This window comes from Bdellovibrio bacteriovorus (genome assembly GCF_025558485.1).
GTDB classification, from domain to species: Bacteria; Bdellovibrionota; Bdellovibrionia; order Bdellovibrionales; family Bdellovibrionaceae; genus Bdellovibrio; species Bdellovibrio bacteriovorus_G.
Genome location: NZ_CP102930.1, coordinates 2,724,506 through 2,748,914, shown reverse-complemented (window position 1 = coordinate 2,748,914; position 24,409 = coordinate 2,724,506). Strand labels below are relative to the sequence as shown.

Here is a 24,409-nt window from a genome sequence, read left to right as displayed (position 1 = left end):
TATCACATTCACATCAAACCCAAGTTGGTAATTAACAAAATAAAATAGCCATCTTGACAAAGAAAAATACGCACACAGCTTTAGAATGTGAGAACGAAACCAACGAAGGAGGTTTTTAATGAGACTATTAACACCTTATTGGCCAACTCGCCGAGCTACGACCAGTCTTTTCGACGAGATGGATCGCCTGTTTGAAAATTTTGCGGTGCCCGCTTCTTATGAAGCCTACGAACGGACGTTAAATCCGGCGTGCGAAGTTTCAGAAACCCAGGATCATTATCTGTTAAGCATGGATATACCTGGATTTAAAAAAGAAAATGTAAATATTGAAGTGAATGGAAATCTTCTGACCATTTCAGGAGAAAGAAAACGCGAAGAGAAAGTCATGGGCACCTTCACTCGCAGATTCACTGTCCCCAACAGTGTGGACGGCGGAAAAATTGAGGCACACCATGAAGATGGTGTCTTAAGTATTTACCTGCCAAAAACACCTGTAGCCCAAGCTAAAAAAATCGAAATCCAATCTCAAGGGGGTTTCTTCGAGCGTTTGGGATTAAAGCCCGCCGCCGAAGACAACAAATCTGAACCTTCCCATTGATCCTCCTCCCTCCTAAGAGGGCTTGATCCCCCGTCAGGCCCTCCTCTTTTTTAGTTTCCGGTTGCCACCTATTCAGTGAAAGCAGATACTGAAAACTGCAATTCATTGAGGTGACACGTGGATAAAAAGAAACTGGTCGAAGCCATTCGCACACAATTGGAAAATGACATCACGGCTTTAAAAGAATCCGTCAAAGCCACTATTGATGCAGCCACCAATGAAGAAAGCAAAGCAGAAAACGAATACGATACCCGGGGCCTTGAGGCATCTTATCTGGCACGCGGTCAGGCCAAACGCATTGCTGATATGGAAGAGGCGCTTTTGCATCTGAAACACTTGAATGTAAAATCCTTCGGACCGAATGATCCGATTTCATCGTCAGCGGTGATCGAAGTTGGCCAGCAAGGGACAGCATCAAAATGAACCAGATGTTTGTTAGGTACGTACGAGCGTTCGACATCTTATTTTACTTGTCGGCTCTTTGATGGAAATGTTGAGAAAAATTAACAGAAGATAATTCAGTAAAATGAGAGGTTTAGCTCCCAATGGGAGCGGGGTGGGAGCAGTTGGGGGAGTACTTCATATTGAGACGCATCCCTTTGGGAAAGCAATTTAAAAGGATGCTCTTGTCATACTAGATCCAAGTCGGTTTCGTAAATTCCTCGTGCGGCGGGAACTTGTACAGAGCAGTTTAGGGGACGTATGTTTTCCAGTTCCCATGAGTAGTAGCCCGGTTCCCATCTGGATGCGCAAGCTGCGGGGATGTCGGATTCTTCATAGGGTCTGACGTTTTTGATTCTGACGATGGCAACAGGAGTTCCTTCGGGATCGATTTCGCCTTCGTTGTAGAGGAATTTTTTATTTTCGACGATGAGGAGGTCTTCGTTGAAATCCTTGGGTGGCTGCCATGAGCGAACTTCGATGGTTTTTTCACCGCGTGCGATGCGGGAGCCGTTGGGGTGGACGATGGAGAGGGTTTTATGCTTCATTAATTCTCCTCCGTCGCCGGAGAGTCAGCACTTTCCGCAACCATATATTTTAGCACTATATTTCCGAGGGTTGTTAACTTGATATGCTGTTGGGTGCCCAAATATGTTGTTTGAATTAATCCTTGTGTTTTTAGCTTAACAATCAGTTCAGATTTATACTTATTTATCGGCTTAGGCTCAATGGTGAGAGCTTCAGCAATTCTCATAAAGGATTTTGTTAGGTCGGCCTTTTTGAGAAACGCCATTGCATTTTCTATTTCGGGATCGATGTTCTGAAGATTTCTTGCATGCTGTGATGCTTGTATTTGATCGAGAGTTTCCTTCATAGACCTATTTTCAGCAAGAAGGGTAGATAACTGATTATGTTTATTTGCTTGCTCTGATGTTAGCAATTTGATGGTTTTTTCCTGCTCCTTACGCAGAGAGGTGATATCGTTGAGCTTTGACTTTAGGCCACCAATTTCTTGATCCTTTGCTGTGATTGTATTTTGTAGAGATATTACTTTGTTGTTCAACTCTGTTTGTTGATTCCATAAGTAGGCAATTTGGTCGGCGGTGGGTTTAAGTTTTTCCTCTGCTTTAAACTGAATATTTTTGAGGTCTGTTCTATTGTTTTCATAAAGCTCATGAGCCTTTAAGAGTGCCTTTGGCAATATCAAAAGGACAAATATGGTAAGGAACGCTGGTGCAACGAAGGACTCAACCGTAAGGGAATGTTTGATCAGGCTATGTTTATTAGTCGCTTCGTAGTCCGACAAAAGGTAGAGAATAATCTGATAGTTCCATGCCAAAAATGAAAGTGTGTAGGTCGCAACGAAAGGGTCGCCATATCGAGCTTTCAAGCCCTGATTGGCTGCATTGGTAATTTTCGAAAATGGATTTTCCATATAATCGCCTCTTATTCTTGTTGGCGATGTTAGATGTTTGTGTGGTTTCTATAAAGTGTAATTTGTTTTATTATCTTTTCTTCAAAAGATGGACTTAGTACTCGTTGAATTGCCGAGGGGTTGGAAATTGATCTTGAGGACTTATTGAAGGGGCTTTAGCGGAGCTGGCTTGCTTCTCGCTTTGCTCGAAGCTCGCATTTTTTAGCTCTCGGTTTGCGTGATTGGGGCTCGTCGCATCACGCTCCTCGGGGCGTTGCCCTGCGCTTTGCGCACCCTCGCGCTAGCATCCTGCTAGGGCGATGCTAAAAATAGCAGGATGCTATTTTTACGCGTAAGCCCCGAAGGGGTTGAGGGCAGGAGCCCGAAACAACCCCTGTTGTCGGCGCACGCCGCGTACCGCGAGCTTTGTTGGATTTTGTTTTGCGCCGACCTTCTAAGTTCAGATCCGTTGAAGACAGTAAATGAAAATAAAAAAGCCCGATCTTGCGATCGGGCTTTGTTATTTTCACAAATTGGCGTTCCCAAGGGGATTTGAACCCCTGTATCCTCCGTGAAAGGGAGGTGTCCTAGGCCCCTAGACGATGGGAACGCAAGGAACCGCAACAAGAAAATGGTGGCTCGCGATGGATTCGAACCATCGACCCCTTCATTAAAAGTGAAGTGCTCTACCAGCTGAGCTAGCGAACCACTGTCCGTTGAGGAAGTGCTAATTTGTAGTAAGAGGGGTCCAAAGTCAATACACTTTCTTGCAGTTTTTTAAAAATTTTTGCGATTTTTTGATAAAAAAAAGGCCTTTGCTTGAAGCTTAAGCAAAGGCCCCGTAAAAACTGCTAACTCTGCTTAATTATTGAACAAAGGTTTGACCCAAAGTGTCTGCTCACGGCCCGGTCCGACAGAAATAACATCAATCGGAGTGCCCAACTGTGAACCCAAGTAGTCAATGTAGTTCGTTGTTGGACGCGGAAGATCCGAGAGTGTTTTTACTTTCGATAAATCCTGTGTCCAACCCGGAATCCATTCGATCACAGGCTCTACTTTTTCCAACTCGTAAGGGGAGGTTGGAAGATCTGTGATCACTTCACCATTTAATTTGTACGCTGTGCAGACACCGATACGATCATGGCCCGTCAACACGTCCAACTTCATCATCGCCAGGTTCGTAATGCCATTCACGCGGATCGCGTATTTCAACGCCACCAGATCCAACCAGCCACAACGACGTGCACGGCCTGTGGTTGATCCAAATTCATGACCATCCATTTGCAATTTCTTGCCAACTTCATCGGTCAGCTCTGTTGGGAACGGACCACTACCCACACGCGTGGTGTAGGCCTTAAACACACCGATCACTTTTTGCACGCTCGCCGGGCCAATACCCGCACTTGCACATGCATTCGATGCCAGGGTGGAAGAGCTTGTCACAAACGGATACGTTCCATGCAGAATATCCAGCATTGTGCCTTGCGCGCCTTCAAACAAAACGCGTTTTCCGGATTTCAAGTTTTTGCTAATGAACAGCGAGGTGTCCTTCGTGCGGTACGGAGCTAGATCTTCAGCCACGGCGAAAAGATCCTTCATCAAATCTTCCGACTTGAAAGTGGAGCCTTTATAATAATTCTCCAGCATGAAGTTCTTTTCAGTCAGTGCCAGTTCCAGTTTCTTTTTCAGATTCTCTTTGTCGAAAAGATCGCCAAACAGAATAGCGCGGCGGGAAGCGCGGTCCTCATAAGCCGGGCCGATACCTTTGCCAGTGGTGCCGATCTTACCATCACTCAATGCGGCCTCGCGAGCGGCATCCAGCGCTTTGTGATACGGAAGAATCAACGTCGCGGTGTCAGAGATCAAAAGTTGTTTTGGATTTTGCAGAAAGCCCGTGTCTTTTAGTTTTCTGATTTCATCGCGAATAGAGAAAACATCAATTACCACACCAGAGGCGATCACGCAGGTTGTTTCCGGGCGCAGGATTCCACTGGGAACCAAGTGCAGAACCGTTTTTTGACCGTTAACCACCAGTGTGTGGCCCGCGTTAGCGCCACCTTGATAGCGTACAACCATGTCCGCTTTTTCTGCGAACACATCGATCAGTTTACCTTTACCTTCATCGCCCCATTGAGCTCCGACAACTACCACGCCTGACATATAACGTACCCCTTAAAACAGACCCTAAAAATGTCTCTCAAACAGGGGGATTCAGGCAAGTTTATTCGCCTTTAAACGGAGCCGCTCCATACCATGGTGTTCTTGGGGGGAGGGTGTCAGAGGTCGAACCGTCCACAAAAAACGCCATAAGCTTATTAGCTGCGATCTGGGACGCTTTAAAGAACGCATCCTCTGTATTGGCTCCAATGTGCGGAGTCAAAACCACGTTCGGGTATTTCAACAAATTTGAGTTTCTGTGCAGGGGTTCTTTTTCAAAAACATCCAGCCCCACAGAACGCAGCCAGCCTTTTTCCAAAGCCTCGCACAGATCGTTTTCGTTAATCACAGAACCGCGCGAAGTATTGATCAGAACAATACCGCGGTGGATGTACTCAAACTGCGAGCGGTTGAGCATATGCTCTGTTTCCAGTGTTTTTGGCACATGGAAGCTCAGAACATCGGCAGTCTTAAGAACTTCTTCATAACTTAAGCGGGGAATGTGCAGGCGCTCAAAGACTTCATCTTCCTGGTACGGATCATAGGCTACCACATTCATGCCAAAAGCTTGCGCCAGCTCGGCCACGCGGGAACCGATGCGGCCCAATCCGACAATGCCATAGGTACGCCCGGTTAGTTCCATGCCTGTGATCAGATCGCGGTTCCAGTCACCGGCTTTGACCATTTTGCTGGCTTGCGGAATGTTATTCACGCAGCTTAACACCAGGCCCCAGGTCAGTTGAGCGGCAGATTCGATATTTCCCGACGGAGTGTGCATCACAGTGACGCCCCATTTTTGGGTGGCCTCCAGATCAATGTGATCAAACCCGCTGGTGCAGGTGACGATCAGTTGCAACTGTCGTGCTTTTTTTAAAAGCTCTTCGTTGATTTTTGTGCGGCTGCGAATGATCAATGCGTTGGCGCTGACCAAGTGTTCAAGCGGCAGGTGTTGAGGACTGTCACTGCGGACCACTTCAAAGTGGCTGTGCTGCTGCAAGTACAGATAGCTGTCGTGAGCAAAGCGATCCGTGATCAGAATTTTTTTCTTCATGGATTTTGCTCCAACCAGTTCTGCGCTTCTGTTGCGATGTTGGAAATATGCTCCAACGACATAAAGTCCGGATCAAAGTGGCGCAACGTGTGCCCCAGGCATTCAATCAGGCGCACCATTTCATGGTCCTGGATGTAACCCATATGACCCACACGGATGATTTTACCTTTGGCCTGATCCTGGCCACCCATGATGGTGATGTTGTGGACTTCCTCCAAATGCAGACGGATTTTCTGGCCATCCATTTGTGGTGGCACAGTCAACGCCGTGACCGAATCACTTGGGGACTTGGCATAAAGAACAAAACCCAGCTTCTGCGCAAAGTTGCGCGTGAATTCCGCACGACGGTGAATATCATGGAAAAGTTTATCCAGGCCTTGCGTGGTAATCAGCGATAGCACCACATCCAGCGCACGGATGATCGCGACATTGGAAGAAAAGAAAGTTTCTCCGCCCGCGTTGGCTTTTTTCTCTTTGCGGATATCAAAGTAATATCTGGGACACTTGGCGTCGGGGATAAATCTCCAGGCTTTTTTCGAGAAGGAAACAAAGGCCATTCCCGTCGGCAGCATAAAGGCTTTTTGTGAACCCGCCACAATGCCATCAATGCCCCAGGCATCCATCGGTAAAGGATATGCTCCTAAGGCGGTGATCGCGTCCACCAACAACAAAGTGTCAGGATAATTCTTTGTCAACGTTGCCAGAGCTTCAATCGGATGGGCCACACCCGTGCTGGTTTCGCAGGCTTGGCAAAGAACGGCGCGGGTGTCGGGATTTTGTTTTAGCAGGTCCTCGACGTCAGAAACTTTGACGGCCTCGCCCCAGGCCACGTTGTGAACGATGACTTTGGCGCCAAAATATTGAGCCATATCGGCCCAGCGCTCACCGAATTTGCCTGAAACAATGGCAATGACCTTATCGCCCGGGGAAAGCGTGTTCACCAATAAAGTTTCCATTCCGCCAGAGCCGGTGGAGGTCAGAAGAAAGACATCCTGTTCCGTCTGAAAGACAACCTTGATGTCGGCTAAAACTTTTTTCAGGATCTTATCAAATTCCGGCGTGCGGTGGTGAATCATGGGAAGCGCCAGAGCTTTGCGCACCTCAGGATGAATATTCACAGGCCCCGGAGCTAACAAACTGTAATCGTCTTGAAAAGTTGTCATTTTTCTTCCTTGATTCCTTGCTAATTTTATACTCAACTGGGCCCGTGGACGCAATATTTAAAGCTTTTCGCATCACTCTGGTTTTGTCGCTGTTTCTCTCGGGATGTGCCTATCGTTTAGGCTCGGGCACGCGCAGTATTCCGGGGGGCTACAAGCAGATTTCGGTGCCGATCTTTAAAAATAAAACTCAAGAAACAGGGATCGAGGTGGCATTTACCAATTCCCTGATTCAGGAGTTTCAGCGTTCCCGCATTGCCCGAATTGTGGACAATTCCCTTTCTGAAGTGGCAGTGATCGGGCAGATCGACAATGTTCAGTATTTGCCGGGGGCAAAGCGTGTGGCCGGGGACTCTTCGGCGCCTTATCTTCCCAATGGAACCGTTATTGCCTCAGAATACCGCATTTTGCTGACTGTCACTGTTAAAGTTGTGCGTCAGGCAGATGGAACCGAACTGTGGAGTGGGTCCTTTAGTGGAGAGAGAACTTACGCAGCTCCGCAAGTAACGCTGGCCGGTGTTAACTCTGTGAATCCTCTTTACAATCTTTCTGCGCGGAGGCAAAACATTGACCTCATGGCGTTCGACATCATGGCTGAAGCCCATGATCGTATCACCGAGAATTTTTAAATCGGTATAGCAAAAGGAACAGACAACAGTGGCACTCATCGATGCGCAGAAATTCTATCGTGATCTTGAAAAAGGTCAGACTGCGCCTTTGTATTTTCTGTTCGGTGAAGAGCCCTATCTGCTGAATCAATCCGTTGAACGTTTCAAATACGCTGTCTTGACCGAAGGCGCTGTCGATTTCAACTACAGCTTGTTCTATGCCAGTGATGCTGATGTGGTGTCTGTGCGTGATGCGGTTGAAACTCTGCCGATGATGGCCGCCCGTCGTTTGGTGATTTTAAAAGAAGCGCAAGAACTGACGGACAAAGAATGGGCCGAGCTGGAGCCTTTGTTTGAATCTCCGGTCGATAGCACTGTGTTTGTGATTCTGGCGTCGCGCGTGGATAAGCGTAAAAAGCAGATCCGTCTGCTTTTGGATAAAGCCGACTGTGTCGAGTTTAAAAAGCCCTACGAAAATCAAATTCCGTCCTGGATCAACTATATCGCACAGTCTTTGGGTCTGACGATCAGTAACGACGCCATTTTGCTTTTGCATAAGCTGGTGGGTCATCATCTGACAGAGATCGAAGGGGAGCTGAAGAAGCTCGGCGAATACGTCGGGGAACGTCGTATTGAAATGGCGGACGTGGCCCAAGCCGTGTCCCGTTCCAAGGAAGAAAACGTTTTTGATTTTACCAAGGCTATTGGTGAAAACGACCGTGTAAAGGCTTTGGAGCTTTTGGTTCACCTGCTGGATCAGGGGCAGAACGAGATCGGGATCGTGTCTTTGGTGGCCCGTCACGTGCGTATTCTGCTGACCTTGAAGCGCGGGATGGAAGAAGGTCTGCACGGGGCGAAGCTTGCCCATTTTGCGCAGGTGCCGCCGTACTTCCTGGAAAGCTATCTGGATCAAGCCCGACTTTGGACCGCCAAGAAGTTGGAACAGACGCTGGTGGTTTTATCTGACACCGACAAGGCGCTAAAATCCTCACCATTGTCCAGTCACATCTGGCTGGAAAATCTGGTGCTTAAAACCTGCGGCACGCAATACGCCGCCATCTAGTTGGTCTGCTTAAGAAGTCCCTGAAAAAAGCCGATAAGTGCCTTGATGAACAAGGCTGTCACGAATTCTCCATTTGAAGATAAAGGCTATTTCCGCCGCCAGTATCCGCGCCGTGCGATGAAACGCAAGGTGGGTATTCTGTGCGATGGGACGTACTTTGTCTGTGATTCGGGGGAAATCGGTGAAGGGGGCATGTCCATCGTATCCGATTATGTGCTGACCGAGGGCCATGAACTGGTCGTCAGCTTCCAAGTGCCGGGTGGGGACTTCGTTTTCCTGCGCGGAACGGTTCGATCAACGCAAAAAAAAGAGGGTGACCCAAGAGTCACCCACGGATTGAGCTTTAATCAAATTGCGTTTTCCACAAAAAGACAAATTCGCGCCTTTGTGTCAGCGCGAACTCAATACGAATCTTTTAATAACTAAGGACTACTTAGTTGCAGACGCGCGTGTAGAAAGACGGCTGATCTTGCGGGATGCAGTTTCTTTCTTAAGAACGCCAGTTTTAGCAGCTTTCATTACTTGAGAAGAGAAGTTCTTCAACAATTCAGGAAGAGCTTTCAGATCTTTAGCTTCGATAGCTTTAACAAGTTTTTTCTCAGCTGTTTTTACAGTGCTTTTACGAGCGTTGTTAACAGCAGTTTTACGGATAGACTGACGAGCTCTTTTTGCTGCAGACTTATGATTTGCCAAGGGATAACCTCCACAGTAACTTTTATAGACGAACCAAAGGGATTAACATAGGGTGTCTCACGAAGCAAGTGGATTAAAAGAAGATCGCAAAAAGGTCCTTAAAAGGGCTTTTTCTATGGCGTCTGGGACCTTAACGAGCCGCATCTTGGGGCTTTTTAGGGATATCGCGCTGGGGGCCCTCTTTGATCGGGCGGTCACCGATGCGTGGACCGCAGCCTTCCGTCTTCCCAACCTGTTCCGCCGACTTTTGGGGGAAGGCTCCCTGTCTGTGAGCTTTATTCCCGTTTTTATGCAGGCTCAAACCGAAGACCCTAGCGGAGTCCGTGGCCGCAATCTGGTCAATTCGATTTATTCCTTACTTTTGATCGTTCTGGGCGCGCTGACTTTGCTGGGGATTATCTATATCGAGCCCTTGTTCCGTCTGCTTTTGGCCGATGACTATATTTTGTCTGCCGAAAAGTGGGAACTCACCCTGCGCATGGGGCGGATCATGTTTGGGTTTGTTTTCTTTGTCTGCTCTTACGCGTTTTACATGGGAATTCTGAATGCCTTTGGCAGCTTTGGTTTACCTGCGGCGGCTCCGGCCTTGTTGAATGTCTCTATGTTGGTGTTTACGTTTATGCCGCCGGAATGGTTCCCAGTGCATGGGGACGGGCTGGCGTGGGGCGTATTGGTCGGAGGTTTCTTGCAGGCGGCCTTGTTGTGGGCAGCCCTGAAGGCTCGCAACTATTTGCCACGCATCAGCTGGCAGTGGGGCAGTCAGGATGTCAAAGAGGTACTGGGGAAGTTGCTGCCGGGTCTGTTGGGCATGGGACTTTTGCAGTTTTCCACTTTGGTGAATCTGTATTTTGCAAGCTCGCTGCAAGAAGGATCTATTTCCTATATCTACTGGGCCGATCGCTTGCTGGAGCTGCCACTGTCTTTGATTTCCGTCAGTCTGGGGGCGGCGTTGCTGCCGACGCTCAGCGAATACGCTGCCCAGGGTTTGAAAGAAAAATTCCGCGAAACTGCCGAGGAAAGTTTTTTGATGAATCTGTTCTTGGCGTGGCCCGCAGCCTTGGGATTGTTCTTTCTGGCAGAACCTATCATCGAGGTTCTTTTCCTGCGCGGTAAATTCACCAGTGCAGATGTTCAAGCCACTGCCGGGGTCTTAAAGATCTATGCCGTCAGTTTGTTGCTGGTCTCGTGCAGTCGGGTGCTGATGCCCTTGTACTATGCAGTGAAAAACACCTGGGCCCCGATGTGCATGGCTTTGGCGGCATTGTTAATTCATATCCTGCTGGCCCCTTATTTTATGGCGCGCTGGCAGTTGTCGGGACTGATGTATTCCGGCGTGATTTCCGCCTTTGTGAATGCGGCACTGTTGTTTGTTCTTTTGCCGAAGTTCAGTGTGGGGATGGCGCGCCGACGGATGCTAAAGACCTGTGTAAAGTTCTTTGTGGCCGGGGTCGGATTGGTGGGATCAACGCAAGTGTATGACCTGCTTGTGGGCACAATAGGAAAAGGGCTGCAAATGCCAGCCCTTTTCGTTGCCATTATTTTGGCGGTGACTGTTTACTTCGGTATTGCCCGCTTACTGGGTTGCACCGAAGTTTCTAAAATCCGTCGGTCGTCCCCACTTTAGCACGATCATCTTCGTCAAACGGGATGATGTCCTGGGATTCTTTTTTAGCCACTTTTTCCGCGACCACTTTTTTCTTTAACGGCACGACATTACTTTTGGTTTTGGCGTGAACCGGGGCCGGAGTGGGCTTTTTCTTTTTTGTGACTTCGCTGTGATCCTGTGATGTGGCCGTGATCTCTGTTTTACCAATCACAGCCTCGTTCAGTTCCACGGTCAGATTCTGGGCTGTTATGGCCAGATTACTGATTTCACCACTGGTAGCGGCAATTTCTTCAGCCGAAGCGGCGTTACTTTGGGAAGCCTGATCCAACTGGTTCATGGCTTTGCCGATTTGTTGGATGCCGGTTGTTTGTTCGGCACTGGCGGCAGCGATTTCATTATTCAGATCCGCCACTTTTTTGATGGAATTCACAATGTTTGCCAAAGCCGTTCCGCTCTTATCCGCTGTGGCACTGCCTTCTTCAATCTGTGCCACAGAGTCTTTGATCAACGAGGAAATGTCTTTTGCCGAGGCCGCACTTCTTTGTGCCAGAGTGCGAACCGCTTCTGCCACCACGGCAAAGCCTTTACCTTGTTCGCCCGCGCGGGCAGCTTCAACAGCAGCATTAAGTGCCAGCAAGTTGGTTTGGAAGGCGATATCGTCAATAACATGAATGATCTCTTCGATTTTTTTCGAGGATTCAGAAATCTGAGTCATGGAAGTGATCAGGCTGTGAATCTCCTTTTCACCCTGTTCTGCGGATTCGCGCGAAGACGCCGACAGGGTGGCGGCTTGCTTGGCGTTGTCCGAATTCATTTGCACCATGGAGGTCATTTCCTCCAGCGCAGCGACAGTTTCCTCCAGGGACGCGGCAGCTTCGGTAGATGATTGGGAAAGACTGTTACCGGCTTCATTCAGTTGTTCCACGGAAGAAGCCACTTGGCTGCCAGCTGTTGTCAGGCGCTCTGCAATAGATCCCACGGTGGTGGTGATGCGCACAGCAATCCAGATCAAAGCGGCAAACACGAACAGGGCCGTGGTCGCAGAAACGATATACAACAAGTTAGTGACATAGGCTTCCGTGGCATCGGCTTCTTTGTTACCGGCTTTAGCCATGGCAGAATAGATTTCTGTCACAGCGGTATTCCACTTGCGCACGTGATTACCCAGAACCACCAGTTCGCCATCAACGATTTCTTCGGCTTGTTTGATTTTATGAGTATCGCCACTGCGGATCAGATTTTTAAAACAAATTTCTTTCTCGCATGCCCATTCCCACTTTTCAGGCATCGCCACATACTTACCACCACTGCGATCCCACTTGGACAAGCGCAGGCGGTATTTTTTGATACCCAAAATTTCATAAGCTCTTTGATACATTTGCAGGACCTTCAGAATCTCGTCCTTCACCCCGGATTCACGCACATACAAGTGAGCATCATTCTGGCAAAGCCCCCGCACGCGCATCAAACCTGACAGGGCTCCGGAACCTTCATAGCGATACACCTGACCGTATTCAGCCAGACGCAAAGGCAAGTCACGATAGCTGCGCAGTTTGGCCGAAAATATTTTGTGATGATGAGGACAGCACATCGGGCGCAGACGATAGCGGACACTTTCCAAATCCATCGCCGGATACATCGAATCTTCGTAATACGGCAGAGGACCGGATTGCCGATACAGATCCTCTTTGGCTATATGGGGACTGACAACACGCTCGTAGCCCGCCAGAAACTCCAGTTCCCGCATAAGCTTTTCCAGTTCGTCGCGAATGATCACCCCCGCAGGCAGCCACAAGGGCAATCCCGCGCCGATGTTTTCATCAATGTGATAGTAATGAAGGTCACGGTTTAGCTCTCGATGATCTTTTTGGACATGGCTCACCCCGGCCTGTCCGTTTTTAAGGGAAGACATAATAAAACTCCTCTGCCGTGATTTTGGGCAGACATAAAAATGAAAGAAATGGCTTTGATTTGAAAACGCGTCCCCGCAAGGGTCGCAAAAAAGAACTATGACCCCTATGGGGTGGTGATGGTCAGAGCTAGAATAAGGTTGGCCGAGTGGCTAAAATTCATGAAATCAGACTAACACAAAGCATCCATAACCTACCAATTCGAAATTTTTAGGGATTCCATAAGTTTTTGACCACCCCGACCTTGCCAAAACCCTTTTCAGATACAAACTTAAAGCGTTGTATAAGCCTATCGAAGGAGTTTTCATGGCCAAGCAGGTCCAAAATTTTAACGCTGAAATCAAACAACTTCTGGATATCGTCATCCACTCTTTGTACTCCCACAAAGAAATTTTCTTGCGCGAACTTCTGTCCAACGCTTCAGACGCGATCGACAAACTGAAATTCAATTCTTTGACCCATCCGTCCCTGCTTCCGGACAGCTGGCAGCCGCAAATTCGTCTGGAACCGAACAGCGAAACGAAAACTTTGAAAATCATTGATAACGGCATCGGCATGACTCAAGAGGAAGTGACCGAATTTATCGGCACAATTGCCCGCTCTGGAGCCAAAGCCTTTATGCAAATGAATGCCGAGATGAAAACCAAGCCGGAACTGATCGGTCAGTTCGGTGTGGGTTTCTATTCTGCTTTCATGGTCGCAGACCGCGTGACCCTGCACACCCAAAAAGCGGGTTCTAATGACGGCACCGTCTGGGAATCCCACGGGGACGGTACCTATACGCTGGACAATGTTCCACGCCCTGAAGGCACAGGCACCACCATCACATTGCACATGAAAGCCTTCAAGGAAGAGGACGAAATACAAAACTTCACTGACAAGTGGGTTCTGAAATCCCTGGTGAAAAAGTATTCTGACTTTATCGCCCATCCAATAAAGATGCAGGGTGAAAAAGAAGACGAGACGTTGAACTCGCAAAAAGCCATCTGGTTGAAATCCCCTTCCGAAGTTTCCAAAGAGGAATACAAAGAGTTCTATCAGCATCTGACCCAGGACTGGAACGAGCCTCTGCGCACCGTTCACTACAAAGCCGAAGGCACAATGGAATTCAATGCCTTGCTTTATGTTCCGGGCAAAAAACCATGGAACTACAACATGCGCGACATGGAATACGGCTTAAGCCTTTACATCAAACGCGTGTTCATCATGGCTGATTGCAAGGACCTTCTGCCGCCTTACCTGCGTTTCGTAAAAGGTCTGGTGGACAGCAGTGACCTATCCCTGAACGTGTCCCGCGAGCTTTTGCAGCAGGATCGCCAAGTGACGCAGATTCGCAAGAATGTCACAAACAAGGCCTTGGCCACCTTGAAGGATCTTTTAACCAAAGAACGCAGTGCCTATGAAGACTTCTGGACAGAGTTTGGCGCGACCTTGAAAGAAGGTATCCCTTCTGATGCCGCCAACAAAGAAAAGCTTCAGGATCTGCTGTTGTTCCATTCCACATCTTCTGACAAGATGACAACACTGGATGAATACGTTGCGCGCATGAAGGAAAACCAAAAGGACATTTATTATATCACGGGTGATTCCCTGTCTCAGGTCAGCAACAGTCCTTACCTTGAAAAGCTGAAAGAAAAAGGCTTTGAGGTTCTGCTGCTGGTCGATCCAGTGGATGAATGGGTTGTCGATGCCATGAACGAATTCAAAGGCAAAAAGTTGCAGTCCATCATGCGTGAAGGTCTGGATCTGGACACTGCTGAAGAAAAACAAAAAAAAGAAGAGGAAAAGAAACAGGCCGAAGTCACTTTGAAACCGGTTTTGGATTCCATGAAAAAGACTTTGGAAAATAATGTTAAAGACGTGGTTCTGTCCGAGCGTCTGACAAACACCCCGGCGTGTTTGGTGGCGTCCTCTTCTGACCCTTCTGCACACATGCAAAAACTGATGTCTCAGATGGGTAAAGAGTACGCGGGCCAAAGCATTAAACGCATCATGGAAATCAATCCAAATCACCCGGTCTTTGAGAAAATGCTCAAAGCGTCCCCGGACCAGCAAACCAAGTGGGCCGAGATTCTGTATGCGCAAGCGCTGCTGACAGAGGGTTCAAACCTTCCTGATCCAGTGAAGTTCTCGCAACAAATTGCAGAACTGATGGTACAGGCCGCGGACAGCACAAAGCACTAATCTTTAAGAATCAAAAAACAAAAAGCTCTTCGCAACAAACGAAGAGCTTTTTTAATATTTTGATATGGCCTTACTTTTTAAAGGTCTTTCACGAATTTCAGTATTTCTGCGGCATGCCCTTGCGCTTTGATTTTACGGAACTCTCCGACCAGCTTTTGGTCTTCATCAATCACAAAAGTACTGCGCTCAATACCCATGACTTTTTTACCGTACATGTTCTTTTCTTTGATCACATCGAACAACTGGCAAAGTTCCTCTTCCTCGTCGGACAAAAGTTCAAACTTAAAGTCGTACTTGCAGATAAACTTATCGTGTGATTTCAGACTGTCGCGGGAAACACCGAAGATCACGGCATTCTGTTTTTTAAATTGCGGCAGCAGTTCGTTGAACTCAATCCCCTCGGTGGTGCAACCCGGAGTGCTGTCTTTCGGATAGAAGTACAATACAACCTTCTTGCCCTTTAAACCGGACAGACTCAGTGTTTCTCCGCTGGAAGACGGAATTTTAAAATTCGGAACTTTCTTACCCATTTCAACTTTAGCGGCCATGCGGGGCTCCTTCTACTGGTTCAATTTGCTGAGGTATCGGTTGCGGGATAGGCTCTGGAACAATCATGGATGGGTCCATTTCGCCCTCTTGATGTTCTTGAGGCATTCCTTCATCTTGTGGTGGGGCTTCTCCCTCCGGCCAACCATCGGCCCCAGGTTCTACTGGCACAGACTCGACACCTTGTCCCTGTTGTTGTCCTCGCTGCATCATCACATCCGGATCAACCCCATCAGGCAGGTCCCGTGGCGGCGGCATGGTTGGCATGGTCGGACTTGCTATACCCGGCTTCACTGGCGCCACAGAAGGCGTCGGCGTCACCACCACCGGTGGCGCTTCCGGCGCATACAGCTCTGTTTCCAAAACCGTGATTTTTCCTTCCATCGGCACATCGGCTTCGATCTTGCGAATGTCCGTAAGGTTTTCATACACTTTTCCGCGCAGCTTGATTAAATTCTTTCCAGACTTTTGATAGTCGTACACATCCAGACGAATCATTTGTTCTTTGCTGCGATCCTGCGCCCAGTCTTTGCAATTCAGACTTTCCAGTTTTTCTTTACCACGCAGTGAACACTGAATCTGCTTATTCAAAATCCCGGCACCCAGCCCCAGAACCTCCTGAAGATTGTCGGGATAAAAAACGATGTTCAGTTCGCCTTCTTTGGGAACATCAAAACTGGCAAGACGTTTGGCCTCGGTTTTCTCGCTGCATTTTTCAAAAATTTCGCCCTTTTGCGGATACCCCACCAGCCCCAGCACATCGCGCTTCACCAGATAGCGATCACACCGGAACAAAGACTTGTTCGTCAGCTTGATATTTTGGGAAGCCAACAAAGCTCTCTGAGCTTTTCCAAAAGGTGATTTTCCAATCGGAGGACGTGCTGCGGTCAAAACCCACCATGCTTCGCGATGAATTCCGTCCGCTTCAGCAAGATAGCGCACCATCCATTCCAGACTTTTATCTTTATTTGCCACTTCATCTGCCTTCGGAGTAAGCACTTTGACCATTTTTTGTGGCGCAGGCACAGGCTCCTCCTCTTTCTTTCCGAAACAGGAAACCAGAGGAAGCGCAGCAATTCCCAAGATGATGAGGCGGCAAAGTTTCATATCATCAGTTTTGCAAATAGGCCCTGTGAAAACAAGAATTTACTTTACCTCATTCGAATCTTTACTCTAAACTTTCAGAGAATCAAATTGATGCAACTTTAGCAGGAGGTCTCCATGGAAAGAATTTGGCTCAAGAACTACCCAAAAGGCGTTGCCCACGAGGTGGATCTGACACGTTACAACTCCTTGGTGGATGTTTATGAAGAGGCCATCCGCAAGTTCAATTCCAAAAAAGCCTTCACCAGCATGGGAGTCACTCTCACCTTCTCAGATCTGGACAAAAAGGTGGAACAATTCTCCTCTTTCCTGCAAAACGAACTGAAGCTGAAAAAAGGCGACCGCATCGCCATTCAGATGCCCAATCTTCTGCAATTCCCGGTCGTCGCTTTTGCAGCTTTGCGCTCGGGCCTGACCATCGTGAACACCAATCCGCTTTACACCGCCAAAGAAATGCGTCACCAGTTCAAGGACTCTGGTGCCAAGGCCATTGTGATTCTGGCCAACTACGCCCACCTTCTGCAGGAAATCATCAAAGACACTGAAATTGAAAGTGTCGTGGTCACAGAAATCGCAGACATGTTCCCGACACCGAAAAGAATTCTGGTGAACTCTGTTGTTCGCTATATCAAAAAAATGGTGCCGTCTTACCATATTCCACAAGCCTACTCTTTCCGTCAGGCGATGGAACTGGGTGCGATGAAGCCATCTTCCAAAATCCCAACCACTTTGGAAGATATCGCTTTCCTGCAATACACAGGTGGGACCACCGGTGTTGCCAAGGGCGCCATGCTGACTCACAAAAACGTGGTCGCCAACATGTTGCAGATCTGCGACTGGATGACACCGAAGCTGCGTGAGGGTGAAGAAGTCGCTATCGCAGCCCTACCGATGTATCACATCTTCGCACTGACTTTGAACTGTCTGGGGCTTTTGCGCTATGGAAGCGAAAACGTTCTGATCACCAATCCGCGCGACATCCCAGGATTCATCAAAGAACTTAAAAAGACGCCGTTTACAGTCATGGCCGGTGTGAACACTTTGTTCAACGCCTTGATGAACAATCCGGAATTCACAACCATTGATTTCAGCCGCGTAAAAGTCAGCGTGGCCGGTGCCATGACACTACAAAAGCCCGTGGCAGAAAAATGGATGGAGCTGACGAAATCCGTGATCGTGGAAGGTTACGGTCTGACCGAGGCTTCTCCGGTGGTGTGCTGCAACCCTATCGACGGCACAGACCGCGTGGGCAGCATTGGTTTGCCATTCCCAAGCACGGACATCATGTTGATCGACGATGACGGCAAGGAAGTCGCATTGGGCGAACCGGGCGAGCTTGTATGCCGTGGGCCTCAGGTGATGGCTGGTTACTGGAACCGCCCCGATGAAACTGCACAGGTGCTGAATGACGGCTGGTTAAAGACTGGCGACGTGGCTGTGGCGGATGCTGATGGTTTCTTCAAGATTGTGGATCGCAAAAAAGACATGATCCTGGTTTCCGGATTCAATGTTTATCCCAACGAAGTGGAAGAAGCGATTGCCTCTCACCCGGGTGTTCTGGAAGTGGCGGCTATTGGTGTTCCTGATGAACACTCTGGAGAAATCGTCAAAGCCGTTGTGGTAAAGAAAGACCAGAACCTGACTGCAGAGGACGTGATTGCTCATGCCCGTAAGAGTCTGACCAATTATAAGGTGCCTCGCCTGGTGGAATTCCGTACCGAGCTTCCGAAAACCAATGTCGGAAAAATCCTGCGCCGTGCTTTGCGCGACAATCCCAAGTAGTCAGATAAAATGATTTAAAATAAAAAACCCTGATAAGAATGCTTATCAGGGTTTTTTATTTTCTTAGAACTTAAAAAGCTTAGGCTTTTTTATTCCAGGAAGCACACCATGCCTGGCCATAAACCAATTTGCCTGCGAAGATTGTGCAAGTACCAACTTCTTTACCACCACGAACTTCTTTTTTAGCGTAGAAGCCGCAACCCATACAGTCGTTACCTTTGGAATCCGCGGATTTCTTAAAGTCCTCGACGTATTTTACTGCTTTTGCCACAGAGTCGTTTGGATCAACCATCGGCATACCGCCAGCAGCTGCGCCACCCGCTGCAGGAGCACTGCCACCACGCTTTTTCTGAGCTTCAGCCGTGGAAGAGAAAACAGCAGACAAAGCCGCTGGAGCAACCACAGCAACGCCTGTGATCTTTGCAAGAGTAGTAAAGAAACCGCGACGGTTCATTTTAGTTTCGATCATAGATGCCTCCATCATTTAGTTTTCAACTAAACACTACTACTTTTCACTTGGTTTTCAATTGGAAAACACGAAAAAGCATGCGATGGCGCATAATAATTTACGCTAACATGTTAAAATCGCAGCAGAATGATGCGTTTCCTGCCACAAAAAGCTGCATTGACTGTTGTTCGATATATTACTTTGGGCGAGCTGACTCATGCTTATGACATAGGCAGGCACGACGATTCAGAACATGGGCTGTGATCAACAGAATACTGCCGATGATAGTGACCACATCATGCTCCATAACCTCCACCCACTCGTGCGGCAGAACGGAAGCCAGCGCCACCATGAAAAGCCCCACCACCCCAAGCGTAAAGACACGCGTTTGTTTGTGATGCTTATACCCTGACCAAAAGGCAAAAAGCCCGACAGGCAAGATCACCACTGCCATGGTCAGATGCACCCATTCAGAATGAAAGAATTCACCAAGAACCGGCAGCAACAGAACCAACAGCGGTGTCGCCAGACAGTGAATCGCACACAAAGACGAAAGGAAAATGCCGACGCGATCCCAGTTTTCAGTTTTTTCCGCGAACTCTTCGTGTTGAGTGTGATCCACTTCGCAGCAGGAATGTTGGTGAGCCGGGTTTTGAGTTAAAATCTGTTCGTCCACGAAGACCGCCTTTGGTGAGCTTGTTTTCCCCTAAATGCAAGTCACTGTCAACTAGAATAGACCCCCTTGCGTTTGCACCGGGAAAAGAAGATAAGGGGGCATGACATCCTTTGTACCTCCAATTTATGAGCTTGGCCCTGATTTTTACGATGAAGTGCCACCTGCCCAATTCCCGCAGGCAATTTTGCGTTATCGCAATCAAAGCGCCGCCGCATCCGTGGGGTTGGGCGCTCTGACGCCGGAACAGTGGCAGGCTCATTTCTGGAAGTTTGAAAGCCTGCCTCAGAACATCAAGGCCCCACTGGCATTACGCTACCACGGTCATCAATTCCGCAGCTACAACCCGGATCTGGGGGATGGACGCGGATTTCTTTTTGCACAACTTCAGGCAGGCTCCCGACTTTTGGATCTGGGCACCAAAGGCAGTGGGCGCACTCCGTATTCCCGAGGTGGCGACGGACGACTTACTTTAAAAGGCGCCTTCAGGGAAATTCTGGCAACAGAACTTTTGGAATCTTATGGTGTGAACACCAGCAAAACCTTTTCGGTGTTTGAAACCGGCGAACAACTGCAAAGACATGACGAACCCTCCCCAACCCGTGCTGCCGTTTTGGTTCGTCTTGGCCACAGTCATATTCGCTTTGGAACTTTCCAGCGTCTGGCATTTTTGAATCAGCCGGAAAACATCAAAAAGTTACTGAATTATTCTGTGAAGCATTTCTATCCGGCCCTGACTCCGTTAACTGAAACAGAACTGGCCGCCGCCTTCCTGCGTGAGGTCTCCTATGCCATGGCAAAAACCGTGGCTGCGTGGATGATGGCGGGCTTTGTTCATGGAGTTCTTAATACTGATAACATGAACATAACAGGCGAAAGTTTTGACTATGGCCCTTACCGTTTCCTGCCGACCTATGACCCGGCGTTTACGGCGGCTTACTTTGACCAAACCGGGCTGTATTGTTATGGGCGCCAACCTTCGGCGGTCTTATGGAATTTGCATCAACTCGGAAATGCTCTTCAGGTCGCCTTCCCCGATCTGCCGGTGGCCGAGGTGCTAGACGACTACGGCGATGCCTTTAACTTTGAAACACAACGCCGGCTTTTGCTGCGCTTGAATCTGCGCAATCCTCTGGAAGAGGGCGCTGCAATCTATGATCTGAATTCAGAACTGGTGGCACATCTGTTCCAGTTCCTGGATCAGGAAAAAGGATTGTTTGAACAAACTCTGTATGATCTGCATTCCGGTGCGATCCCCGAGCGTCTGGAGCGCTCACCCCAGAAAGAGCTTTATCAAAAAGAGTCCTTCAAAAAGCTGAAGGAAACATTGTCGTATTTTGAAGCCGCCGAGACTGAAAAAAAACAACATCCTTACCTGCACACAGGCAAAGCGTGTTCCTTGATTATTGATGAATTGGAATCTCTGTGGAAGCCCATCGCCGAAAACGACGACTGGGCCCCCTTTGAACAGAAGCTTGAACAAATCCGCAGCTTCCGCGGACTTTACGGCTGATACCCCGTAATTCGGGCCAGCTTCGCACGGAACCAGGCCTTGAAATCCTCTACAAAACCAAAGGCTGCTGGCACGATCAAAAGCGTCAGCAATGTCGAACTAATCAAACCACCGATGATGGCAACCCCCATGGAAGTTCTCATCGCCGAGGCCTCATTCAGTCCAATGGCAATCGGGATCATACCGGAAATCAACGCCAGTGACGTCATCAGAATAGGACGCAAACGCGTGCGGCAGGCCTTGATGATAGCCTCATTACGAGCCATGCCCTCGTGGATCAAGTGATTAGTATAGTCCACCAGCAGGATCGAGTTCTTCGGCTTGTTTGATTTTATGAGTATCGCCACTGCGGATCAGTGTGATGGTGTCTTCCATTAGTTTGTAATACTGGGCAAAGTGCGGTCTTACTTCCTGATAGACCTTGTCTTCATCAGGGGTGCGAGGAATAGGATCGTAGATCAACTGGGCATCGCGCAGTTCTTTCATCCCGTCTTCTGCGGTCTTCAGATAGCTGTTCATTTTTTCCGGTTCATCCGGATGATTGATGGCAGCCCAGACGCCGTAGAAGTATTTATTACGGGCCTGGCGCATTTCACCCACGATTTCAAAAGTGGGGATGACTTGAGAGTTCGCCAAGTGCAGCAGGTTCACCACTTTGCTAAGGCCATTGATGGACAGGCTGCCCAAAACAGTGAAACCGATCAGTGGCAGAATAGCGGCTATAAGCAGGCGTCCTTTGATTCCTCGAAACCAACTGGATAGAAATGTCATAAAGAGTTCCTTCAACCCGAACGGGTGTTATATTTTTTTGACAGAATTTTATTCGGAATCTTTAATATGTCGTCAAAGTCCAGAAGTAGAAATGTGAATACAGTTAATGTTTCAAAGTAAAAGCCCCTCGAAGGTCGAGGGGCTTGTTAAATATTAAGTAACTATTGAGTTTTAAAAACTAGAAACCGTCAGTGGTCCCGACCTTGGCCCGGTCGTCTTCATCAAACGGAATCACGTCCTGAGAAGAGGATTTTTTAGCCGTCGGTGTCGGAGCAGGGGCGGCAGTCTTCATCGGAATGACATTGCTCTTTGCCGGAGCTTTCGCGGTCGCTTTCGGGGCGGGCTTGATTTTTCTGCTGGTCGTTGCCTCTGGAGCAAGTGTGCTTGTGGCAGAGCCCAGGATCACCGCATTCAATTCCACCGTCAGGCTTTGATTGGTCGCGGCCAGACTGTTGATTTCACCACTGGTGGCGGCGATTTCCTCCGCTGAAGCAGCGTTGCTTTGTGCGGCCTGATCCAGTTGGTTCATGGCTTTGCTGATCTGCTGGATACCTGTGGTTTGTTCAGAACTTGCCGCTGCGATTTCATTGTTCAGATCAGATACTTTTTTGATCGAATTCACAATGTTCGTCAGAACGGCACCGCTTTTGTCTGCGATGTCGCTGCCGGTGTCGATCTGGGAAACGGAATCCTTAATCAAAGAGGAAATGTCCTTTGCGGAAGCTGCGCTTCTTTGTGCCAACGCACGAACGGCTTCGGCCACGACAGCAAACCCCTTTCCTTGTTCACCAGCACGTGCCGCTTCCACCGCAGCATTCAGAGCCAGCAAATTGGTCTGGAAGGCAATATCGTCAATCACAGAAATAATTTCCTCGATTTTTTTGGAGGACTGGGAAATTTCAGTCATGGATTGGATCAGGGATTGAATTTCTTTTTCGCCCTGTTCGGCAGAGTCACGGGAGGATGCTGACAACGCTGCCGCCTGTTTGGCGTTGTCGGAATTCATCTGCACCATGGAACTCATTTCTTCCAGGGCGGCCACAGTCTCTTCCAAAGAAGCTGCAGCTTCCGTTGAAGACTGGGACAGGGCATTGCCGGCTTCGTTTAACTGTTCAACCGCGGCGGCCACCTGACCACCGGCCTGGGACAGACGGGAAGCGATAGAGCTGACAGAAGAGGAAATTCGTGCGGCAATCCACAGCAGGATGCCCAGAATGGCGAAAGTGGAAACCAAAGTCACCAGCATCGTCAAAGTACTGATACGGGTGGAGGCTGATTTGCCGTCCTTTGCGTCAGTAGCTGCGGCCTCATTGTAATAGGTCATGGAGGCAGAACTCATTTTGTGCATGATGGTTCCGATTTCCCACAGACGGCCGTCCATTTGGGCCTGGGCCTTTTCAAAGGCCTCAGGGGTGCCCTGGCTGACCAGCTCAATGTTGGCGTTAAGAAGTTTTAGGTATTCATCGCGCACAGCCTTGGCCGGTTCAAAAGTCTTTTCCATTTCCGGGGTGAACGGGATGGCTGCATAGTCATCAAATGCCTTTGTATATTGCGCGACAGCTTCACGGGCAATTTTCAGGCGTTCTTCACGTTTTTCCGGGGTCTTCATGTTCATTGCCGCAAAAAGTTGATAGCCATAGGCATTGCGGGCCTGGCGTTGTTCTGCCAAGGCTTGCAGGTTGGGGATGATGTTGCTGTGGGCATTTTCAAGATAATCTTCAAACTCATTCATTCCTGAATGGGAGATGGCGAAAACAATACCAAATCCAATAACTGGTAATACCGCTGCGACTAACAGTTTACCTTTGATTCCTGTGAACCAGGAACCGATCCCCGTGTGATTCATTTGTGGCCTCTATAATTGATGGTTAGGTTGCTTACTAAATTACAGAGGATATTTCGGAGTACGTACCCGCAGGGTGGAGTCTAGATTTATATGCCCCTATGCAATGTTTAGGGATGTAGGTCTGGAAAAGAAAATGGGACCCTTCCGTGAGGAAGAAGTCCCTGGGTGGAATCAATATTTCGTGTCAGTTCTTTACTTCACTTCTGCCAAAGAGTTGTAGCTGTCGCTGATCTTCTGCTGTCTTTCAACCTCTTTGCCCCAGCGTTTGACTTCGCCCTGATAGCCGCGCTGTTTGGCCTTCCATTCGTTTTCCTCGCTGGCAAGGCTGCGCAGTTTCTGGTTCACCTGATCGTTCTGCTCTTTCAAAGTGTTTTGGCGACTGCTCCAGATTTTTTTCTCTTCGCTGAGCTGATTCAGTTGCAGTTGATAATCGCTGATGTTCAGCTCGCGCTTTTTCTGGTTTTCCCTGATCTTGGCAATCATGGCTTCCAGCTCCTGAATCTTCGCGTTTTCCTGATTCATTTTGCCTTGTTCGTCGGCGATCAGGCCCTGAATTTCTTTTTCCTGACCACTTACACGGCCCATGGCCTGATTGTTTTCTTCAGCCTGCTGTAAAACCTGCTTCTGCTGGCTTTCCACCTGGGACTTGGCTTTACCCACCTCTGTCAGGTTGGAATCCACAGTCTTCAGGTTCTTTTCATACTCCTGAAGATTGGCTTTGGAGTTGTTCAAATTGCCTTTGATTTTATCCAAACCGTCTTTGGCGGAATTTTGTGCCAAAGATGTTGTTGCCAGGCCCATCATAATTGTCAAAGTCGTCATTGCTTTTGTGAATTTCATC

23 protein-coding genes, 2 tRNA genes and 1 pseudogene are annotated in these 24,409 nt (G+C 48.5%); 9 read left to right on the top strand and 17 right to left on the bottom strand.

Going from position 1 to position 24,409, the window contains the following annotated elements; translation table 11 throughout:
- Positions 1-118: 118 nt before the first annotated feature.
- Both EZJ49_RS13480 and EZJ49_RS13475 read left to right on the top strand, forming a co-directional pair.
- The gene (locus EZJ49_RS13480) at positions 119-598 is read left to right on the top strand and encodes an Hsp20/alpha crystallin family protein (RefSeq protein WP_262552714.1); all 480 of its coding nucleotides are present in this window, start codon (positions 119-121) and stop codon (positions 596-598) included.
- A gap of 117 nt (positions 599-715) precedes the next feature.
- Positions 716-1,021, top strand: a complete 306-nt coding sequence (locus EZJ49_RS13475; protein ID WP_262552712.1) for a hypothetical protein — start codon at positions 716-718, stop codon at positions 1,019-1,021.
- Positions 1,022-1,227: 206 nt separating this feature from the next.
- Here EZJ49_RS13475 and EZJ49_RS13470 read toward each other — a convergent pair whose 3' ends face one another.
- The 7 genes from EZJ49_RS13470 to EZJ49_RS13440 all read right to left on the bottom strand — a co-directional run bounded on the left by EZJ49_RS13470 (position 1,228) and on the right by EZJ49_RS13440 (position 6,824).
- Complete coding sequence (locus tag EZJ49_RS13470; protein ID WP_262552711.1) at positions 1,228-1,587, bottom strand: ASCH domain-containing protein; 360 nt, start codon at positions 1,585-1,587, stop codon at positions 1,228-1,230.
- Entirely contained in the window at positions 1,587-2,474 is an 888-nt protein-coding gene (locus EZJ49_RS13465) for a hypothetical protein (RefSeq protein WP_262552710.1), read from the bottom strand. Before EZJ49_RS13465 ends, EZJ49_RS13470 begins: the two co-directional genes overlap by 1 nt.
- A gap of 513 nt (positions 2,475-2,987) precedes the next feature.
- Positions 2,988-3,063 (bottom strand) — tRNA-Glu (locus EZJ49_RS13460).
- Between the two features lie 22 nt (positions 3,064-3,085).
- A tRNA-Lys gene (locus tag EZJ49_RS13455) sits at positions 3,086-3,161 on the bottom strand.
- Positions 3,162-3,314: 153 nt separating this feature from the next.
- Entirely contained in the window at positions 3,315-4,613 is a 1,299-nt protein-coding gene (locus tag EZJ49_RS13450) for an adenylosuccinate synthase (protein WP_262552709.1), read from the bottom strand.
- 61 nt (positions 4,614-4,674) lie between these two features.
- The gene (locus EZJ49_RS13445) at positions 4,675-5,661 is read right to left on the bottom strand and encodes a D-2-hydroxyacid dehydrogenase (protein WP_262552708.1); all 987 of its coding nucleotides are present in this window, start codon (positions 5,659-5,661) and stop codon (positions 4,675-4,677) included.
- Positions 5,658-6,824, bottom strand: a complete 1,167-nt coding sequence (locus tag EZJ49_RS13440) for a pyridoxal-phosphate-dependent aminotransferase family protein (RefSeq protein ID WP_262552707.1) — start codon at positions 6,822-6,824, stop codon at positions 5,658-5,660. The genes EZJ49_RS13445 and EZJ49_RS13440 overlap by 4 nt, the downstream gene beginning before the upstream one ends.
- Before the next feature lie 44 nt (positions 6,825-6,868).
- Between EZJ49_RS13440 and lptE the strand changes: the two genes are divergently transcribed.
- The 3 genes from lptE to EZJ49_RS13425 are packed head-to-tail and all read left to right on the top strand — an operon-like array spanning position 6,869 to position 8,918.
- A complete protein-coding gene (gene lptE / locus EZJ49_RS13435; RefSeq protein WP_262552706.1) occupies positions 6,869-7,450 on the top strand; it encodes an LptE family protein in 582 nt (193 codons plus the stop codon).
- A 28-nt stretch (positions 7,451-7,478) separates the two neighbouring features.
- Positions 7,479-8,492 carry a DNA polymerase III subunit delta gene (gene holA / locus EZJ49_RS13430; protein ID WP_262552705.1) on the top strand — a complete coding sequence of 338 codons (1,014 nt, stop codon included), beginning with the start codon at positions 7,479-7,481 and terminating at the stop codon, positions 8,490-8,492.
- 45 nt (positions 8,493-8,537) lie between these two features.
- Complete coding sequence (locus EZJ49_RS13425; protein WP_262552704.1) at positions 8,538-8,918, top strand: PilZ domain-containing protein; 381 nt, start codon at positions 8,538-8,540, stop codon at positions 8,916-8,918.
- A gap of 3 nt (positions 8,919-8,921) precedes the next feature.
- On the opposite strand, the gene rpsT is transcribed toward EZJ49_RS13425, so the two are convergent.
- Positions 8,922-9,185 (bottom strand): 30S ribosomal protein S20, encoded by a 264-nt coding sequence (rpsT, locus tag EZJ49_RS13420; RefSeq protein ID WP_262552703.1) that lies wholly within the window; start codon positions 9,183-9,185, stop codon positions 8,922-8,924.
- Between the two features lie 145 nt (positions 9,186-9,330).
- Here rpsT and murJ point away from each other — a divergent pair, with 145 nt between their 5' ends.
- A complete protein-coding gene (murJ, locus tag EZJ49_RS13415) occupies positions 9,331-10,809 on the top strand; it encodes a murein biosynthesis integral membrane protein MurJ (RefSeq protein ID WP_262552702.1) in 1,479 nt (492 codons plus the stop codon).
- Here murJ and EZJ49_RS13410 read toward each other — a convergent pair.
- Positions 10,781-12,703, bottom strand: coding sequence for a methyl-accepting chemotaxis protein (locus EZJ49_RS13410; RefSeq protein WP_262552701.1), 1,923 nt, complete (start codon positions 12,701-12,703; stop codon positions 10,781-10,783). The two genes, murJ and EZJ49_RS13410, sit on opposite strands and share 29 nt — an antisense overlap.
- A 304-nt stretch (positions 12,704-13,007) precedes the next feature.
- Here EZJ49_RS13410 and htpG point away from each other — a divergent pair, with 304 nt between their 5' ends.
- Complete coding sequence (gene htpG / locus EZJ49_RS13405) at positions 13,008-14,885, top strand: molecular chaperone HtpG (protein WP_262552700.1); 1,878 nt, start codon at positions 13,008-13,010, stop codon at positions 14,883-14,885.
- Positions 14,886-14,962: 77 nt separating this feature from the next.
- Here htpG and EZJ49_RS13400 read toward each other — a convergent pair whose 3' ends face one another.
- Positions 14,963-15,433 carry a peroxiredoxin gene (locus tag EZJ49_RS13400; protein ID WP_262552698.1) on the bottom strand — a complete coding sequence of 157 codons (471 nt, stop codon included), beginning with the start codon at positions 15,431-15,433 and terminating at the stop codon, positions 14,963-14,965.
- Entirely contained in the window at positions 15,423-16,457 is a 1,035-nt protein-coding gene (locus EZJ49_RS13395) for a hypothetical protein (protein WP_262552697.1), read from the bottom strand. The genes EZJ49_RS13400 and EZJ49_RS13395 overlap by 11 nt, the downstream gene beginning before the upstream one ends.
- A 195-nt stretch (positions 16,458-16,652) precedes the next feature.
- On the opposite strand from EZJ49_RS13395, the gene EZJ49_RS13390 reads away from it, so the two are divergent.
- Positions 16,653-18,317: an AMP-binding protein gene (locus EZJ49_RS13390; RefSeq protein ID WP_262552695.1), complete on the top strand. Its 1,665-nt coding sequence runs from the start codon at positions 16,653-16,655 to the stop codon at positions 18,315-18,317.
- A gap of 79 nt (positions 18,318-18,396) precedes the next feature.
- Here EZJ49_RS13390 and EZJ49_RS13385 read toward each other — a convergent pair whose 3' ends face one another.
- Together EZJ49_RS13385 and EZJ49_RS13380 are read right to left on the bottom strand one after the other, a co-directional pair.
- Positions 18,397-18,786: a high-potential iron-sulfur protein gene (locus tag EZJ49_RS13385; RefSeq protein ID WP_262552693.1), complete on the bottom strand. Its 390-nt coding sequence runs from the start codon at positions 18,784-18,786 to the stop codon at positions 18,397-18,399.
- Positions 18,787-18,961: 175 nt separating this feature from the next.
- The gene (locus EZJ49_RS13380; RefSeq protein ID WP_262552692.1) at positions 18,962-19,441 is read right to left on the bottom strand and encodes a MerC domain-containing protein; all 480 of its coding nucleotides are present in this window, start codon (positions 19,439-19,441) and stop codon (positions 18,962-18,964) included.
- 100 nt (positions 19,442-19,541) lie between these two features.
- Here EZJ49_RS13380 and EZJ49_RS13375 point away from each other — a divergent pair, with 100 nt between their 5' ends.
- Positions 19,542-20,951: a protein adenylyltransferase SelO family protein gene (locus EZJ49_RS13375; protein WP_262552690.1), complete on the top strand. Its 1,410-nt coding sequence runs from the start codon at positions 19,542-19,544 to the stop codon at positions 20,949-20,951.
- On the opposite strand, the pseudogene EZJ49_RS13370 reads toward EZJ49_RS13375, so the two are convergent.
- The 4 genes and pseudogenes from EZJ49_RS13370 to EZJ49_RS13355 all read right to left on the bottom strand — a co-directional run.
- A pseudogene (locus EZJ49_RS13370) lies at positions 20,942-21,268 on the bottom strand (efflux RND transporter permease subunit); the annotation flags it as partial. The gene EZJ49_RS13375 and the pseudogene EZJ49_RS13370 sit on opposite strands and share 10 nt — an antisense overlap.
- Positions 21,237-21,722, bottom strand: a complete 486-nt coding sequence (locus tag EZJ49_RS13365) for an MCP four helix bundle domain-containing protein (protein ID WP_262552688.1) — start codon at positions 21,720-21,722, stop codon at positions 21,237-21,239. The pseudogene EZJ49_RS13370 and the gene EZJ49_RS13365, both read right to left, overlap by 32 nt.
- Positions 21,723-21,900: 178 nt before the next feature.
- The gene (locus EZJ49_RS13360; protein WP_262552686.1) at positions 21,901-23,568 is read right to left on the bottom strand and encodes a methyl-accepting chemotaxis protein; all 1,668 of its coding nucleotides are present in this window, start codon (positions 23,566-23,568) and stop codon (positions 21,901-21,903) included.
- Between the two features lie 192 nt (positions 23,569-23,760).
- Complete coding sequence (locus EZJ49_RS13355; protein WP_262552685.1) at positions 23,761-24,408, bottom strand: hypothetical protein; 648 nt, start codon at positions 24,406-24,408, stop codon at positions 23,761-23,763.
- Between the last annotated feature and the right edge of the window lies 1 nt (position 24,409).

What these genes read in the sequence shown, in the direction of transcription:
- EZJ49_RS13480 (WP_262552714.1), top strand. Translation starts at nt 119, where the DNA reads ATGAGACTATTAACACCTTATTGGCCAACTCGCCGAGCTACGACCAGT.
- EZJ49_RS13470 (WP_262552711.1), bottom strand. Translation starts at nt 1,587, where the DNA reads ATGAAGCATAAAACCCTCTCCATCGTCCACCCCAACGGCTCCCGCATC.
- EZJ49_RS13465 (WP_262552710.1), bottom strand. Translation starts at nt 2,474, where the DNA reads ATGGAAAATCCATTTTCGAAAATTACCAATGCAGCCAATCAGGGCTTG.
- EZJ49_RS13450 (WP_262552709.1), bottom strand. Translation starts at nt 4,613, where the DNA reads ATGTCAGGCGTGGTAGTTGTCGGAGCTCAATGGGGCGATGAAGGTAAA.
- EZJ49_RS13445 (WP_262552708.1), bottom strand. Translation starts at nt 5,661, where the DNA reads ATGAAGAAAAAAATTCTGATCACGGATCGCTTTGCTCACGACAGCTAT.
- EZJ49_RS13440 (WP_262552707.1), bottom strand. Translation starts at nt 6,824, where the DNA reads ATGACAACTTTTCAAGACGATTACAGTTTGTTAGCTCCGGGGCCTGTG.
- EZJ49_RS13425 (WP_262552704.1), top strand. Translation starts at nt 8,538, where the DNA reads ATGAACAAGGCTGTCACGAATTCTCCATTTGAAGATAAAGGCTATTTC.
- EZJ49_RS13410 (WP_262552701.1), bottom strand. Translation starts at nt 12,703, where the DNA reads ATGTCTTCCCTTAAAAACGGACAGGCCGGGGTGAGCCATGTCCAAAAA.
- htpG (WP_262552700.1), top strand. Translation starts at nt 13,008, where the DNA reads ATGGCCAAGCAGGTCCAAAATTTTAACGCTGAAATCAAACAACTTCTG.
- EZJ49_RS13400 (WP_262552698.1), bottom strand. Translation starts at nt 15,433, where the DNA reads ATGGCCGCTAAAGTTGAAATGGGTAAGAAAGTTCCGAATTTTAAAATT.
- EZJ49_RS13390 (WP_262552695.1), top strand. Translation starts at nt 16,653, where the DNA reads ATGGAAAGAATTTGGCTCAAGAACTACCCAAAAGGCGTTGCCCACGAG.
- EZJ49_RS13385 (WP_262552693.1), bottom strand. Translation starts at nt 18,786, where the DNA reads ATGATCGAAACTAAAATGAACCGTCGCGGTTTCTTTACTACTCTTGCA.
- EZJ49_RS13375 (WP_262552690.1), top strand. Translation starts at nt 19,542, where the DNA reads ATGACATCCTTTGTACCTCCAATTTATGAGCTTGGCCCTGATTTTTAC.
- EZJ49_RS13365 (WP_262552688.1), bottom strand. Translation starts at nt 21,722, where the DNA reads ATGACATTTCTATCCAGTTGGTTTCGAGGAATCAAAGGACGCCTGCTT.
- EZJ49_RS13360 (WP_262552686.1), bottom strand. Translation starts at nt 23,568, where the DNA reads ATGAATCACACGGGGATCGGTTCCTGGTTCACAGGAATCAAAGGTAAA.
- EZJ49_RS13355 (WP_262552685.1), bottom strand. Translation starts at nt 24,408, where the DNA reads ATGAAATTCACAAAAGCAATGACGACTTTGACAATTATGATGGGCCTG.